Source organism: Exiguobacterium sp. K1 (genome assembly GCF_033721435.1).
GTDB classification, from domain to species: Bacteria; Bacillota; Bacilli; order Exiguobacteriales; family Exiguobacteriaceae; genus Exiguobacterium_A; species Exiguobacterium_A artemiae.
Genome location: NZ_JAOTIT010000007.1, coordinates 148,610 through 163,032, shown reverse-complemented (window position 1 = coordinate 163,032; position 14,423 = coordinate 148,610). Strand labels below are relative to the sequence as shown.

At 47.3% G+C, this 14,423-nt stretch carries 15 protein-coding genes; 10 read left to right on the top strand and 5 right to left on the bottom strand.

The window, feature by feature from the left end; genetic code table 11:
- Positions 1 to 119: 119 nt before the first annotated feature.
- The 3 genes from dhaK to dhaM are packed head-to-tail and all read left to right on the top strand — an operon-like array spanning position 120 to position 2,070.
- Positions 120 to 1,088, top strand: a complete 969-nt coding sequence (dhaK, locus tag N7U64_RS13935) for a dihydroxyacetone kinase subunit DhaK (protein WP_318930263.1) — start codon at positions 120 to 122, stop codon at positions 1,086 to 1,088.
- 20 nt (positions 1,089 to 1,108) lie between these two features.
- Positions 1,109 to 1,708 carry a dihydroxyacetone kinase subunit DhaL gene (dhaL, locus tag N7U64_RS13930; protein ID WP_318930261.1) on the top strand — a complete coding sequence of 200 codons (600 nt, stop codon included), beginning with the start codon at positions 1,109 to 1,111 and terminating at the stop codon, positions 1,706 to 1,708.
- Positions 1,705 to 2,070, top strand: a complete 366-nt coding sequence (gene dhaM / locus N7U64_RS13925; protein WP_290830494.1) for a dihydroxyacetone kinase phosphoryl donor subunit DhaM — start codon at positions 1,705 to 1,707, stop codon at positions 2,068 to 2,070. The genes dhaL and dhaM overlap by 4 nt, the downstream gene beginning before the upstream one ends.
- Before the next feature lie 98 nt (positions 2,071 to 2,168).
- Here dhaM and glpK read toward each other — a convergent pair whose 3' ends face one another.
- The 4 genes from glpK to lexA form a co-directional block, all read right to left on the bottom strand.
- Positions 2,169 to 3,686, bottom strand: coding sequence for a glycerol kinase GlpK (gene glpK / locus N7U64_RS13920; RefSeq protein ID WP_318930259.1), 1,518 nt, complete (start codon positions 3,684 to 3,686; stop codon positions 2,169 to 2,171).
- A gap of 37 nt (positions 3,687 to 3,723) precedes the next feature.
- A complete protein-coding gene (locus N7U64_RS13915) occupies positions 3,724 to 4,428 on the bottom strand; it encodes an MIP/aquaporin family protein (RefSeq protein ID WP_012369994.1) in 705 nt (234 codons plus the stop codon).
- A 186-nt stretch (positions 4,429 to 4,614) separates the two neighbouring features.
- Positions 4,615 to 5,085, bottom strand: a complete 471-nt coding sequence (locus tag N7U64_RS13910; protein ID WP_318930257.1) for a metal-binding protein — start codon at positions 5,083 to 5,085, stop codon at positions 4,615 to 4,617.
- A 30-nt stretch (positions 5,086 to 5,115) separates the two neighbouring features.
- The gene (lexA, locus tag N7U64_RS13905) at positions 5,116 to 5,730 is read right to left on the bottom strand and encodes a transcriptional repressor LexA (protein ID WP_012369996.1); all 615 of its coding nucleotides are present in this window, start codon (positions 5,728 to 5,730) and stop codon (positions 5,116 to 5,118) included.
- A 208-nt stretch (positions 5,731 to 5,938) separates the two neighbouring features.
- Between lexA and N7U64_RS13900 the strand changes: the two genes are divergently transcribed.
- The 7 genes from N7U64_RS13900 to N7U64_RS13870 all read left to right on the top strand — a co-directional run bounded on the left by N7U64_RS13900 (position 5,939) and on the right by N7U64_RS13870 (position 13,430).
- A complete protein-coding gene (locus tag N7U64_RS13900) occupies positions 5,939 to 6,226 on the top strand; it encodes a hypothetical protein (RefSeq protein WP_318930255.1) in 288 nt (95 codons plus the stop codon).
- A gap of 45 nt (positions 6,227 to 6,271) precedes the next feature.
- Entirely contained in the window at positions 6,272 to 6,925 is a 654-nt protein-coding gene (locus N7U64_RS13895) for a recombinase family protein (RefSeq protein WP_214765219.1), read from the top strand.
- Positions 6,926 to 7,038: 113 nt separating this feature from the next.
- On the top strand, positions 7,039 to 7,275 hold the full coding sequence (locus tag N7U64_RS13890) for a DUF896 domain-containing protein (protein WP_012369999.1): 237 nt from the start codon (positions 7,039 to 7,041) through the stop codon (positions 7,273 to 7,275).
- Positions 7,276 to 7,470: 195 nt separating this feature from the next.
- Positions 7,471 to 9,459, top strand: a complete 1,989-nt coding sequence (gene tkt / locus N7U64_RS13885) for a transketolase (protein WP_413230440.1) — start codon at positions 7,471 to 7,473, stop codon at positions 9,457 to 9,459.
- Between the two features lie 108 nt (positions 9,460 to 9,567).
- Positions 9,568 to 9,798: a YneF family protein gene (locus tag N7U64_RS13880; protein ID WP_012370001.1), complete on the top strand. Its 231-nt coding sequence runs from the start codon at positions 9,568 to 9,570 to the stop codon at positions 9,796 to 9,798.
- A 118-nt stretch (positions 9,799 to 9,916) separates the two neighbouring features.
- A complete protein-coding gene (locus N7U64_RS13875) occupies positions 9,917 to 11,674 on the top strand; it encodes an ABC transporter transmembrane domain-containing protein (protein WP_318930245.1) in 1,758 nt (585 codons plus the stop codon).
- On the top strand, positions 11,664 to 13,430 hold the full coding sequence (locus tag N7U64_RS13870) for an ABC transporter ATP-binding protein (RefSeq protein ID WP_318930244.1): 1,767 nt from the start codon (positions 11,664 to 11,666) through the stop codon (positions 13,428 to 13,430). Before N7U64_RS13875 ends, N7U64_RS13870 begins: the two co-directional genes overlap by 11 nt.
- A 54-nt stretch (positions 13,431 to 13,484) precedes the next feature.
- On the opposite strand, the gene N7U64_RS13865 is transcribed toward N7U64_RS13870, so the two are convergent.
- On the bottom strand, positions 13,485 to 14,390 hold the full coding sequence (locus N7U64_RS13865) for an SH3 domain-containing protein (RefSeq protein ID WP_318930242.1): 906 nt from the start codon (positions 14,388 to 14,390) through the stop codon (positions 13,485 to 13,487).
- Between the last annotated feature and the right edge of the window lie 33 nt (positions 14,391 to 14,423).

The following is a 14,423-nucleotide window of genomic DNA, read 5'->3' as shown; positions in this document are numbered from 1 at the left end:
AAACAGATTGGAAACGAACTGGTCAATATTTTCATATGTTTCCTTGACATAAGTCACCCTGATTTGTGGTAAAGACTAAGTGGTACGGCAAAATTTCGTTAGACGAAGGAGCGTTCAAGATGGATAAATTAATGCAAGATGCGAACCGGTTTGTCTCAGATATGGTAGAAGGTCTCGTTTTAGCACATCCCGATCTTTATGCAAAAGTCGACGGAGTCAATGTCATTAAACGGAAAGAACCGCTGAATGGAAAAGTGGCTCTCGTATCCGGAGGGGGAAGCGGGCACGAACCGGCGCATGCCGGATTTATCGGGAACGGCATGCTTGCCGCGGCTGTCTGTGGTGAAGTCTTTACTTCTCCGACACCGGACATGGTGCTCGAAGGAATCAAAGCGGCTGACGGTGGAAAAGGGGTACTGCTCGTCGTTAAAAACTATTCCGGTGACGTCATGAACTTTGATATGGCAAAAGAACTGGCAGAACTCGAAGACATTGAAGTCGAGACGGTCATCGTCCGGGATGATATCGCCATAAAAAAAGAAGAAGACCGCCGCGGTGTCGCGGGAACGATTTTTGTTCATAAAATTGCAGGTGCGGCAGCGGCGGAAGGCAAATCACTCGCTGAAGTCAAAGCCGTCGCTGAGAAAGTCATTGCCGGTGTCCGTTCCATCGGGATGGCGTTGTCACCGTGTTATATGCCGGAAAGCGGAAAACCGGGATTTGATCTGCATGAGGATGAGATGGAAATCGGGATCGGGATTCACGGGGAAAAGGGTCTGGAGCGGAAACCGATTGCATCCGTTGATGCGATTGTAACGGAATTACTCGGCCGACTGACAGCTGAAGTGACGGATAAAAAAGTGGCAGTCATGGTCAACGGGATGGGTGGAACACCGGAATCAGAACTCTACATCACGTATAAATATGTGGCAGAACAATTGCAGGCTAAAGGATACGAGATTGTTCGTCCGTTCGTCGGCAACTATATGACATCGCTTGAAATGCATGGGTTTTCAATTACCCTGCTTCCAGTGGACGATGAACTCGTCGGTTATCTGGATGCCAAAACAAACGCGATTGGATTCTAACTAAAAGAGGGTGCAGGCAGATGAAGTTAACAACCGAAAAATTGCGTGAAGCACTGCTGAAAGCAGCAACCGAACTTGAACAACATAAGGATGAGTTGACGGACCTTGACCGGGAGATCGGTGACGGGGATCACGGTATTAATATGTCCCGCGGCTTCCAAGCCGTTCAAAAAGAACTTGAAGCGCAAGAGGAGTACGAAGATCTGGGAGTCTTATCGAAACAAGTCGGAATGACCTTAATTAAAACGGTAGGTGGTGCGTCCGGTCCGCTTTACGGGACAGCATTCGTTAAATTTGCCGGAGCATTCAAAGGAAAAACAGAAGTCGAAGGGCAGGAACTCGCAGCAGCTTTCAAAGAAGCGGCAGAAGGCATCAAAATGCGCGGAAAGTCAGAGTTCGGACAAAAAACGATGGTCGATATCTGGACGCCGTTTTATGAAGCACTTGAGCAACAAAACGATTTAAATCAAGCACTGGATCAAGCGTTGACAGATACGAAAGAACGGGTCGCAACAAAAGGGCGGGCCTCTTACTTCGGAGATGCAACGGTTGGTGTTCAAGATCCCGGCGCTTTATCCAGTTCACTGCTATTACGGTCGATTGTGGAGGTCTTGTCATGATTAATTTAATATTAGTCTCCCATAGTGAAAAGTTGGCATCAGGATTAAAGGAACTATTGGCGGAAATGGCTCCGGATACACCGGTGTTGCTTGCGGCAGGACTTGCAGACGGCAGTATCGGGACCGACGCCTCTCGGATCGAAGAGACGATGAACGAATTGACGGATGACGGCTTGATTTTGACGGACATCGGATCCGCGACAATGAACGCAGAGCTTGCTTTAGAGTTATACAGCGGGGACCGAAGTGTTCAGTTCGTTGACGCACCACTGGTAGAGGGGGCGTTTTTAGCGGCCGTCTTAAGTGGTCAATCCAAATCACTCGATGATATCGTAAACGGCGTCAAAGCAGAATTTTCGTAAGCGTACAGATTAAGATAACGGGGCTGACTTTTAAGTCAGTTCCGTTTTTCGTTAAACAAAAAAACTGGTGTTCCGCGAGGGAACACCAGTTAAAAAAATTAAGCATTTACTTCTTTTTTGTTCGGTTTAAACGCCATTGTCGCTTCCACCGCTTTTTGCCATCCGGCATAACGTTGTTCGCGATCGTCTTCTTTCATCTCTGGTTTAAATTGATGGTTCAGTTTCCATTGTTGTTTGATTTCTGCTTTGTCTTTCCAGTAACCGACAGCGAGACCTGCGAGATATGCAGCTCCGAGAGCTGTTGTCTCGTTGATTTCCGGACGGTCGACCGGTACACCTAAGATATCTGACTGGAACTGCATCAGGAAGTCATTTGAAACCGCACCGCCGTCAACACGCAGCGTTTTGAGTTCAATTCCTGAATCTTTTTCCATTGCTGTCAAGACGTCGCGTGTCTGATAAGCGAGTGACTCAAGTGTCGCGCGAACGAAATGTTCTTTGTCCGTTCCGCGTGTCAAGCCGAAGATTGCGCCGCGGACGTCGCTGTCCCAGTAAGGAGCACCGAGCCCGACGAATGCAGGAACGACGTAAACGCCTTCTGTCGAATCAACTTTTAAGGCATAGCCTTCCGAGTCCTTCGCATTTTTCAGCATCCGTAAGCCGTCACGTAACCACTGGATGGCAGAACCGGCAACGAAAATCGATCCTTCGAGCGCGTATTCGACTTTGCCGTCGACGCCCCATGCGATGGTCGTTAACAGACCGTGGTCTGAAGAAACAGCTTTTTCACCAGTATTCATGAGCATGAAGCAACCTGTACCGTACGTGTTCTTTCCTTCACCTGGCTCGAAGCAGGTTTGTCCGAAGAGAGCCGCTTGTTGGTCACCGGCGATTCCGGCAATTGGAACTTCAAAACCGAAGAAATGATACGGGACGGTATTATCGTAGACTTCGCTTGATTGACGGACTTCCGGCAACATCGATTTCGGAACTGTCAGGATTTCAAGCAACTCGTCATCCCACTTTTGTTCGTAGATGTTGTACATCAACGTCCGGGAAGCGTTTGTATAGTCTGTGATATGTGTTTTACCGCCAGACAACTTCCAGACGAGCCAAGTGTCGATTGTTCCGAAGAGAAGCTCACCATTTTCCGCTTGTTCCCGTGCGCCGTCGACGTTATCCAAAATCCATTTCACTTTCGTGCCTGAGAAGTAGGCATCGATCAGGAGACCTGTTTTATCGCGGAATGTTTGATTGAGTCCCTGCGCATTCAGTTCATCACAGATGCCGGATGTTTGGCGGGATTGCCAGACGAGAGCATGATAAACCGGTTTGCCGGTTTCTTTATTCCAAACGACTGTTGTCTCACGTTGGTTCGTAATTCCGATACTTGCGATTTGGCTTGGTTTGATATCGGCCGTTCCGAGCGCATCCGCCATAACGGCGAGGATAGAGCCCCAGATTTCATTGGCATCATGTTCGACCCAGCCCGGTTGCGGGAAGTATTGTTTGAATTCGCGTTGCGCCGAGTTCACGATTTGTCCATCATGGTCAAAAATGATGGCACGCGAGCTTGTTGTTCCTTGGTCGAGTGCTAAGATGTACTTGTTTTCCATGCTGAAATCCCCCTTGAGATGTAGGTGTCAAACAAAATCAGTTTTGCAGCAGTTGATACAGCAAGACGGCTACTCCACCACCGATGATTGGACCAACGATTGGAATCCACGAGTAACTCCAGTCAGATGAACCTTTTCCTTTAATCGGTAAGATAGCGTGTGCAATCCGCGGACCAAGGTCACGGGCCGGGTTGATGGCATACCCTGTTGTACCACCGAGCGAGAGACCGATGACGACGACAAGAAGACCGACGATGAATGGTTTCAGTCCGTCACCAAATGTTGTCAGACCAAACGACAGGATTCCGAATACCAGGACAAACGTCCCGATGATCTCTGAAATCAGATTTGACGGTGTATGGCGAATCGCCGGACCTGTTGCGAATACACCCAGTTTTGCTGCTTGATCATCAGTCGCTTCAAAGTGTTTCATATAATGAAGCCAAACGAGTACTGCACCGATGAATGCTCCGATTAATTGACCGGCGATATAGACAGGTACGTCTGCCCACGGTAAATCGGAATTCATGGCAAGCGCCAATGTCAATGCAGGATTGAGATGCGCACCACTCGAGGCAGCAATGTATGCTCCCGTCATAACGGCGAGACCCCAAGCGAATGTAATGACGATCCAACCGCCGTTCTCAGATTTTGTCTTTCTCAAGACAACCCCTGCAACGACTCCGTCCCCGAGCAAAATCAGAATCATTGTTCCGATCAGCTCACTTGTAAAGTTACTCATGCAAAAACCCTCCCTTTGGATTAAAGCAAATAATGGCCTTTCCATTTAAACCTACATCTAATTGAGAACGTTTTCAATACAAATACTTCAAAACTTCAAATTAAAATTTCCTTAATTTATGTTTAAAAAAATGAAAAATGGATAATAAAAAAATCCTTTGTTCATTTTTCAATGAACGAAGGATTTTCAACGACGCTTTTTCCGCTTCTTTTTGGTGCGGAAGAAGCTGCTGGAATGATCGAGAACGATATGTATCGTACTGGCGACCATGACGCCGATGACAAAAGCGGGCATGGCTGCAAACCAGGAATCCACCGTGCTTGATTCGACAAGTTTCAGATACAGCGCCAAAAACAGAAGTGGAATCACGAAAGCGGCGCTGTACAACAGGCGGATCAGGTCACCGATGATCAATCCGTGTGACCAGATGGACCGGTGGGGCATGATTTTGACATAGGGCATCCAAAGGACACGCAAAGGACCATGCCGATAGTAAGGTTCAGACTTCAAATCGAGATCTGGTGAAAGCCAAAGGGTGCCGACGGCGATGCCGACAGCAGTTGGAAGCCAATCCGTCTGCTGCGTTGCGACCGAATACGCAACGTAGCCGGTTAGAGCGACGGTATTGACTGTATCATGTACATTTCCAGAAGGCATGAAAAAAGACCAGCTGCGCTGGTCCCTCGCTTAGTGGATCGTCCGATATACGCCGATGACCTTGCCAAGAATCGAGACGTTATCGAAATACATCGGGTCCATCGAATCATTTTCTGGTTGGAGACGTACTTGTTGATCTTCTAAGAAGAACCGTTTAACTGTCGCTTCGCTATCTTCGGTCATAGCCACGACGATTTCACCATTCTCTGCTGTGTTCTGCTGACGAACGATGACCCGGTCACCGTCTAGAATACCTGCATTGATCATGGACTCACCGTCAATCGTCAACATGAAGACATTTTCGTTCCCGACGTAATGTGCAGGGAGAGGGAAATGTTCTTCGATATTTTCAATGGCTGTGATAGGGAAACCGGCCGTTACTTTCCCAATGACAGGAATGTGTACGATAGCTTCATGATCTTCTTCAGGTTTATCAAGCAATATCTCAATCGCACGTGGTTTTGTTGGGTCACGGCGAATCAGTCCGCGTTTTTCTAGACGATCCAAATGACCGTGTACCGTTGAGCTTGAAGCAAGACCAACAGCTTCACCGATTTCACGAACTGAAGGTGGATACCCTTTCAGTTTCACTTGAGCAACGATGTAGTCAAGGATTTCTTGTTGTCGTTTCGACATTTTCCGCATATGAATTGCCACCTCTTTCCGGATTGGTTTTTGAAGGTTATAGGAATACATGTTTCTAAAATCACTATAACATAGAACAAATGAGCGTACAAACAATTGTTCGACATTTTATATTGACCGAACACTGGTTCCTGGTTTAAGATGAGTTATGCGAACAATTGTTCCGCGAACGTTTATTCTAAAACATTTTAATTTGGAGGGATTCATCATGATGCATTCAATCCGTACCCATGCCTTTTCCATTGTTTTTTATACGCTCAGCTTTGCCTTCATTCTTTTTCTCTTAACACCTCGCCCGGATGAAAAGGTCGAACAGCTGTTAACGACTTCCGTTACAGTAGACCAGAACGCGACCGTCGAACAGGTGGCGGAAGTATACAACGACGGTTCAATGACGGACCAAGAATATGTCGAATGGTTGATTGAGAATAATGAATTAAAGACGACACATGTCATTTCGAAAAACAAAATCGTTGTACCAATCGCGCAACAATGACAAACTGTAAAAGTTGTCAATGAACGAACAGGGGTGTGAAGTACGATGAAAGTAGTAATCTACTGTCGCGTCTCGACGGAAAAAGAAGCACAGGATAGCTCGCTTGAGCGGCAAAGATCAGAACTGTCGGGACTCGCTGCAACAAAAGGATTTGAAGTCGTGGATATCATCACGGAAAAAGAAAGTGGTTACGACGTTGACAGGGAAGGGATGTTATCCGTTCTTGATTACGTCACACGTCAAGCGGTGGACGCCGTTCTTGTGACGGATGATACGCGGATCGGACGCGGGAATGCCAAAATCGCCATTTTACATACGTTCCAAAAACATCAGGTTCAACTGATGACGATGGAATCGGATGGCGAGTATAAACTGGCGGACGCCGAAGCGATGGTGCTTGAGATCGTATCGCTCGTCGAAGAGTATCAACGGAAACTGCATAATGCGAAGATTGCCCGCGGGATGCGGCGAGCTGTTGAAAACGGCTTCCGTCCCGAACAAAATCTCAATCGGCAAGGCGAGAACGCCGGACGGAGCCGAAAAGAAGTTCCAATCGAAGAAATCGTCCGGTTACGTGAGTTAGGACTGACATTTGCCGACATCGCGGTGACATTAAGAGGGATGGGACACGACATTTCGAAAGCAACCGTCAACCGGCGTTATCTGGAATATAAAGAAGTCATCAGTACGTACGAATAAGGAAGTAAGTTTGATGCGTCAGTGGCGCATCAAACTTGCTTTTTTTTAGTGGGTCTTTTACAGTAGGGTTACGATTGAAAACTCATATTTGAGTCAACAGAAAGAGGGATATCATGTTATCACAAGAACAATTAGACCGGATTAATGAACTGGCAAATAAATCAAAAGTCGAACCGCTGACAGATGCGGAAACGGCGGAACAAAAAGAATTACGGACGGCCTACCTGGAAGCATTCCGCGGTTCGTTTAAAAATCAGATGATGGGCATTAAGATCGTCGATGAAGAAGGAACGGACGTAACACCTGAGAAATTGAAGCAGGCACAAGAAGAAGAACGGAACAAACAATAAGGACAAAAGCTATGTCACTCAATGGGATGAGTGGCGTAGCTTTTTTTGATGAAAAGTTCGTAATGTGTATCATGAAAGTGGCAAGAAAACGGCAATAGATAGCGCATTCATTTTAATGTGACATACTATTTAGAAAAGTTGTATCACATTTGCGGGTATGCTAAAATGAGAAGGAATTTGTGAAAAAGAGAGAGGATGATTGGTTTGACGAACATGACAACAGTAGAATTATTAGCAGTAAATACGATTCGTACCTTATCAATTGATGCAGTACAAAAAGCGAACTCGGGTCACCCGGGAATGCCGATGGGTGCAGCACCGATGGCATTTACATTATGGGCGGATCATATGAACCACAACCCTAAAAATCCAGAATGGTTCAACCGTGACCGTTTTGTACTTTCAGCAGGACACGGTTCAATGCTTCTCTACTCACTCCTCCATTTATCAGGATACGATCTCGCGATGGATGACTTGAAGTCATTCCGTCAATGGAACTCAAAAACACCGGGTCACCCGGAATACCGTCACACAGCAGGTGTCGATGCGACGACTGGTCCACTCGGACAAGGCATCGCGATGGCTGTCGGTATGGCGATGGCAGAGCGTCACCTCGAAGCGAAATACAACCGTGACGACTTAAATGTCGTCGATCACTTCACATACGGAATTTGCGGAGACGGTGATTTAATGGAAGGTGTTTCAGCAGAAGCGGCTTCACTCGCAGGACATTTAGGTCTTGGTAAACTCGTCGTTCTGTATGATTCAAACGATATCTCGCTTGACGGTGACCTTGATAAATCGTTCTCGGAAAACGTCCAGCAACGTTTTGAAGCGTATAACTGGCAAGTCATCCGTGTCGAAGACGGAACGGATCTCGATTCGATTTCAAAAGCAATCGAAGCAGCGAAAGCGGAAACAACTAAACCGACATTGATCGAAGTCAAAACGGTCATCGGATTCGGTTCGCCAAACAAATCAGGGAAATCAGCTTCACACGGTGCACCACTCGGCGACGCGGAAATCAAGTTGACGAAAGCAAGCTACGTTTGGGATCACGAAGAGTTCTATGTGCCGGAAGAAGTCAAAGACTTGTTCGAAGAGCGCATCGAAAAACGTGGTGCTGATACAGAAGCAGCATGGACAGAAAAAATGGAACAATACAAAGCGGCACATCCGGAATTGCACGCTGAGCTTGTTCAAGCAATCAACAACGAATTGCCAAGCAACTGGGAAGCTGACCTTCCGACTTACGATCTGACATCGAAAAAAGCAACACGTCAGACAAGTGGTGAAGTTCTCAATGCCATCGCGAAAAACGTCCCGACAATCTTCGGTGGATCAGCTGACTTGGCAGGATCAAACAACACGATGCTCAAAGGCGAAGCTGACTTCGACATCGATCCGAGCGGCCGTAACATCTGGTTTGGTGTTCGTGAGTTCGCGATGGCAGCAGCTGTCAACGGTATGGCGTTACACGGTGGTGTCATTCCTTACGGTGCGACATTCTTCGTCTTCTCGGATTACCTCCGTCCGGCAGTCCGTTTAGCAGCATTGATGGGCATCCAGTCGATCTTCGTCCTGACACATGACTCGATTGCGGTCGGTGAAGATGGTCCGACACACGAGCCGGTTGAACACTTGATGAGCTTCCGTGCAATGCCGAACCTGACAGTTTACCGTCCGGCAGACGGAAAAGAAACGATTGCCGCATGGAAAACAGCGGTTCAATCGAAAAACAAACCGACACTTCTCGTCATGACACGTCAAGGATTGCCTGAACTCGAAGGTACGACGGTCGAAGGCGCTGAAAAAGGCGGATATGTCATCGCGGGTGACATTGAAAAAGCGGATACAATCTTAATGGGAACAGGTTCTGAAGTACACTTGCTCGTTGAAGCACAAAAAGAACTCGGCGAAACGGCAGCTGTCGTCTCACTTCCATCATGGGAATTGTTTGAAGCGCAATCAGCTGAATACAAAGAATCGGTCTTGCCAAAACGCATCACGAAGCGTCTTGCAATCGAAGCCGGAGCTTCGCTCGGTTGGTACAAATACGTAGGAACAGAAGGTCAAGTCATCGGAATCGATCGCTTCGGTGCTTCTGCTCCTGGAGATCTTCTGTTAAAAGAGTACGGCATGTCTGTCGAAAATGTCTTGAATACAGTCAAGCAACTCGGTTAATGAAGAAAGGTGCGCAAACGCGCGCACCTTTTTTTTGCATTATCTATGCAAAGGCTTTAAATTATAGTATAGTAAAAAGCGACGTTTGAAGTTAGAGGAGGAAGCAACTTGGCTACATGGATTTGGATTTTAATTGCCCTTCTTTGCTTGGTAGCTGGTGTCGCCCTTGGTTTCTATATCGCTCGCCGATACATGATGAACTATTTGGAGCAAAACCCACCAATCAACGAAGATATGATTAAGACATTGATGATGCAAATGGGTCAAAAGCCATCACAAAAGAAAGTCAACCAAGTGATGCGTTCAATGAGTGGTTCAATGAAATCACCGAAAAAATAATGACTTGTAAAAGGAGACCAATTTGGTCTCCTTTTGTTTGCTATTTTTTAGGAAGATGGCTAATCTAAAATGTGAGACTATTAGAAATACTCAATCGATTTAAAAAGGGGGGACTTGTATGGGAGTCTTCAGGAAACTGAGTTGGTTTTTCCGACTCGAATGGAAAGCATACAGTTTAGGCATCATCGCGTTGATTTTTGTCGCCGGACTGGAACTGATTCCGCCGAAAGTGATCGGATCGACGGTCAACGGTCTGAGCGAAGGCAGCTTGACGAAAAATGATTTGTGGAAACTAGTTGGCACACTGGTGTTGATCGGGGTATCGACCTATGTGATTCGTTATTTTTGGCGGTTCTTCATCTTCGGCGCATCCATCCGGCTCGGGCGGTTGTTACGAAGTCAGTTATACGGTCATTTTTCTGACTTGGATCAATCGTTTTATAAAAAGTACCGCAGCGGGGATTTAATGGCTCATGCGACAAACGATGTGCAAGCAGTTTCGATGACGGCTGGAGCCGGTATTTTGACACTCGTCGATTCCGTAACAATGGGGAGTTTTGTCATCATCACGATGATTACGACCATCAGTTGGAAACTGACGCTTGTTTCCTTGTTACCGATGCCGTTGATGGTATATTTGACATCACGTTACGGCAAGATGCTGCACTCGCGTTTTCATGATGCGCAGGAAGCCTTCTCCGATTTAAATGATAAAGTCGCAGAAAGCGTCAGCGGGGTCCGGGTCTTAAAAGCAACCGGGGAAGTCGAATCGGATGTCGGTACGTTTACATCGCTGTCAGACGATGTCGTACAAAAAAACCGCCGGGTCGCAAAAATCGATGCCTTATTTGATCCGACGATTTTCGGTTTAGTCGGCTTGTCTTATATCATTGCCGTCGGATACGGTGCCTATTTATTGCAGCAAGGGGAAATTCGGATCGGGGACATCGTGTCCTTTACTACATACTTAGGGTTATTGACGTGGCCGATGCTCGCGTTCGGCTGGTTGTTTAATATCGTGGAACGGGGACGGGCTTCGTACGACCGGATCGAACGGATGCTTGCAATCGAGCCGGAAATCAAGGATGCCAAAGAAGCGGCGACGACCGTCACATCCACTGATCTAGAGGTTGCGGTCGATCGGTTTGTTTATGATACACAACCTGTGCTGGAAAATATCCACGTGACGTTGACACCGGGACGGACACTTGGAATCGTCGGGCGGACCGGTGCCGGAAAATCGACATTCGTCCGTCTGTTGTCACGCGAATACGATGTCAAATATGGATCAATTGCCATTGGTGGACAAGACGTCAAACAATTGACGCGGGAAACGGTCCGCAAACAGGTCGCCATCGTACCGCAGGATCATTTCCTGTTCTCTGCTTCGATTGCTGACAACATTGCCTTTGCCAAACCGGATGCTTCGATGGAAGAAATCATGGAAGCCGCCCGGATTGCGGCCGTACACGAGGATATTCTTGGCTTCACGGAAGGGTACGCGACGATGGTCGGGGAGCGCGGCGTCACGTTATCCGGCGGTCAAAAGCAGCGGATTTCGATTGCCCGGGCATTGCTTGCAGATTGTCCGATTCTGGTACTCGATGATGCGTTGTCGGCGGTTGACGCGAAGACGGAAGAAGCGATCATCGAACATTTCCGGACAGCGGATAATGAACAGTCGCAAATCATCGTTGCCCACCGTCTGTCAGCCGTTTCGCATACGGATGAAATCATCGTTCTCGATGCGGGACGAATCATTGAACGGGGAACACACGACGAATTGCTTGCGCGGAACGGTTGGTATAAAGAAACATACGACCGCCAGCAACTGGAATCACTCGTCGAACAGGGAGGTGGAACGCTTGAATCATGATATTAATGAAAAAGCGGTCTTGCGACGATTGCTTGGCTTCGTCAAACCGTTTAAAAAACAGGTGTTAGTCGCCTTCTTACTGTTGCTGGTGACGACCGGAGCAAAGCTCGGGGGACCTTATCTCGTCAAAATCTTTATCGATAATTATGTGGCCGTCGGGAACTATCCGGTCCAGGAAGTTGCGTTACTGTTTGGTGTCTACTTGCTGTTGCATACGACCGGTATCGTCGTCGATTATTTGCAGGCATTTGAGTTCCAAAAAATTGCCCTGAAAGTCATTCAACGGCTCCGGATTGATGTGTTCCGTCACGTCATGCATCTTCGGCTCGGTTACTTCGACCGGACACCGGCCGGAGTGCTCGTTTCACGGATTACGAATGATACGGAAGCAATCAAAGAGCTGTACATCGGCGTTTTGTCGACATTCGTCCAAAGCGGGGTCCAACTGATTGGAACGTATATCTTCCTGTATCTGCTTGAACCGCGCCTGGCAACGATTGCGTTAGTCTTATTGCCGCTGTTTTATTTCATCATCTGGATTTACCGTCGTTACTCGACGAAATATTATGCGGAAGTCCGGGATTTATTATCGAAGATTAACGGACAATTAAATGAGTCGATCAACGGAATGGCCATCATCCAACAGTTTCGGCAGGAAAAACGGCTGATGGCAGAGTTCGAAGAAACGAACATCGCCCATCAAAACGGCCGTTACAAGAACCTGAAACTCGACAGCTGGCTGTTGCGTCCGATCATTGAACTGATGCTTGCACTGACGATTGCGTCCTTGATTACGTACTTCGGTGTCCTGTCCTTTTCACAAACGGTTCAAGTCGGAGTCGTCTATGCTTTTATCAGTTACATGGAACGGATTTTTCAACCGGTCCAGCAAATCATGCAACGCCTGTCTGAATTTCAACAGGCTATCGTTTCGGCAGACCGGGTCTTTAAAGTGCTCGATACGGATGAGCCGGAACCTGCGAAGACGATTGCAGGTGATGCTGACATCACAGAAGGACATATTGTCTTTGACAATGTCCGTTTTAGTTATGACGGGGAGAAGGAAGTTTTGAAAGGGATTTCGTTTGAAGCGAAAAAAGGACAGACTGTCGCTTTAGTCGGTCAGACCGGCAGCGGGAAAAGTTCGATCATCAATATTCTGATGCGTTTTTATTCCTATCAGTCAGGCCGGATCCTGATTGACGGACAGCCGCTCGAACAATTGCCGGAAGACGAATTGCGGCGTCATGTCGGACTGGTCTTACAGGATTCATTCCTGTTTACAGGCAGTGTCGCCGATAACATCCGGTTGTTTGATCCGTCAATTCCATTCAAAAAAGTTGAGGAAGCGGCCCGCTTTGTTCAAGCAGACGGGTTCATCAATCAGCTCGACGAACGATATGACAGTCCGGTTGCGGAGCGGGGAGCTACCTTCTCTGCCGGAGAACGTCAACTCGTTTCGTTTGCCCGGACGATGGCACGTGACCCGAAAGTCTTGATTCTCGACGAAGCGACAAGTTCGATCGATACGGAAACGGAAGAAAAAGTACAGGTCGCCTTAAAACGGATGCGGCAGGGACGAACAACGATTGCGATTGCCCACCGGTTGTCGACCATCCAGGATGCGGATCTGATTTTGGTCCTGCATCAAGGGGAAGTCGTCGAACAGGGGAACCATCAGACACTGATTGAAAAGAACGGATTATATAAAAAGATGTATGAACTGCAATCCGGTCACGTTTCGTCGGTGTCATAAGACACAAAAAAGCCTGCCAGGCGATCTCGCCCGGCAGGTTGTTTGTGTTTAAAATTAGTAGACAGTAACAGTGACGTTTTGACGTCCCCAGTTGAGTGCTTCTTGTTGTGAACCAACGAGGAGGTCAAGTTTGTTACCTTGGATTGCGCCGCCACGGTCAAGTACGATGGCTTCACCGATACCTGAGATGTGCATGCGTGTACCAATTGGATATTGAGCTGATGCTGCAACGATACGCATACCATTGTACGTGATCGTATTTGTAACATCGTAACCGCTGGCAGTCAATGCACGACCATTGTAAAGTCGGCTACCATTGTTTGATGGATCAGTTGTGTACGCTGTAACGTTCATTGTTACTTTCGTACCTGATTTAGCTGCTGTAGTTTGCTTTGTTGCTACAGCTGGTTTAGCTGCTGCTTTTGGAGCTGCTTTAGCAACAGGTGCTGCCGGTTTAGCTGCTGGAGCTTTAACCGCTGGTGCTTTTGCTGCTGAACCTGCTAAAGTTGTATAAGCGCTGTGTACGTAACGAGTTTTTCCGTCGATTGTTGTTTTGATCCAAGCACCGACTTTGCTTTCTACGTTAACGGACTGGCCTTTATACAAGTTGCCAACGTCTTTAGAGTTTGTAGTAGGTTGCGTACGAACGTTTAGTACTGCCGTAGTGACTGTAGCTTTTTTAAAGTCGAATGAAGAACCGGCTGAAGTGTATGCGCCGTGTACATAACGTTTTTGGCCATTGATGTTTGTTTGAATCCATGCGCCAGAACGTCCTTCGACATTTAATTTTTGACCTTTATATACGTTACCTACATCCGCTGATGCCGTTGTAGGTGCTGTGCGTACATTTAATACTGCTGTATTTACTGTTACCGTCTCTGAGGCAGCCTCTGTCTCTTGGGCGAATCCTACTGATAGAGCCGTTGCTGCAAGACCTGCAGCGAAAACTGCTTTTTTCATTATTGATGTCCTCCTGACATATGCTGTGTTTAC

Bases quoted from the DNA above. Each gene is read 5' to 3' on its own strand.
- dhaK (WP_318930263.1), top strand. From the start codon at position 120: ATGGATAAATTAATGCAAGATGCGAACCGGTTTGTCTCAGATATGGTA.
- dhaL (WP_318930261.1), top strand. From the start codon at position 1,109: ATGAAGTTAACAACCGAAAAATTGCGTGAAGCACTGCTGAAAGCAGCA.
- dhaM (WP_290830494.1), top strand. From the start codon at position 1,705: ATGATTAATTTAATATTAGTCTCCCATAGTGAAAAGTTGGCATCAGGA.
- glpK (WP_318930259.1), bottom strand. From the start codon at position 3,686: ATGGAAAACAAGTACATCTTAGCACTCGACCAAGGAACAACAAGCTCG.
- N7U64_RS13915 (WP_012369994.1), bottom strand. From the start codon at position 4,428: ATGAGTAACTTTACAAGTGAGCTGATCGGAACAATGATTCTGATTTTG.
- N7U64_RS13910 (WP_318930257.1), bottom strand. From the start codon at position 5,085: ATGCCTTCTGGAAATGTACATGATACAGTCAATACCGTCGCTCTAACC.
- lexA (WP_012369996.1), bottom strand. From the start codon at position 5,730: ATGCGGAAAATGTCGAAACGACAACAAGAAATCCTTGACTACATCGTT.
- N7U64_RS13900 (WP_318930255.1), top strand. From the start codon at position 5,939: ATGATGCATTCAATCCGTACCCATGCCTTTTCCATTGTTTTTTATACG.
- N7U64_RS13895 (WP_214765219.1), top strand. From the start codon at position 6,272: ATGAAAGTAGTAATCTACTGTCGCGTCTCGACGGAAAAAGAAGCACAG.
- N7U64_RS13890 (WP_012369999.1), top strand. From the start codon at position 7,039: ATGTTATCACAAGAACAATTAGACCGGATTAATGAACTGGCAAATAAA.
- tkt (WP_413230440.1), top strand. From the start codon at position 7,471: ATGATTGGTTTGACGAACATGACAACAGTAGAATTATTAGCAGTAAAT.
- N7U64_RS13875 (WP_318930245.1), top strand. From the start codon at position 9,917: ATGGGAGTCTTCAGGAAACTGAGTTGGTTTTTCCGACTCGAATGGAAA.
- N7U64_RS13865 (WP_318930242.1), bottom strand. From the start codon at position 14,390: ATGAAAAAAGCAGTTTTCGCTGCAGGTCTTGCAGCAACGGCTCTATCA.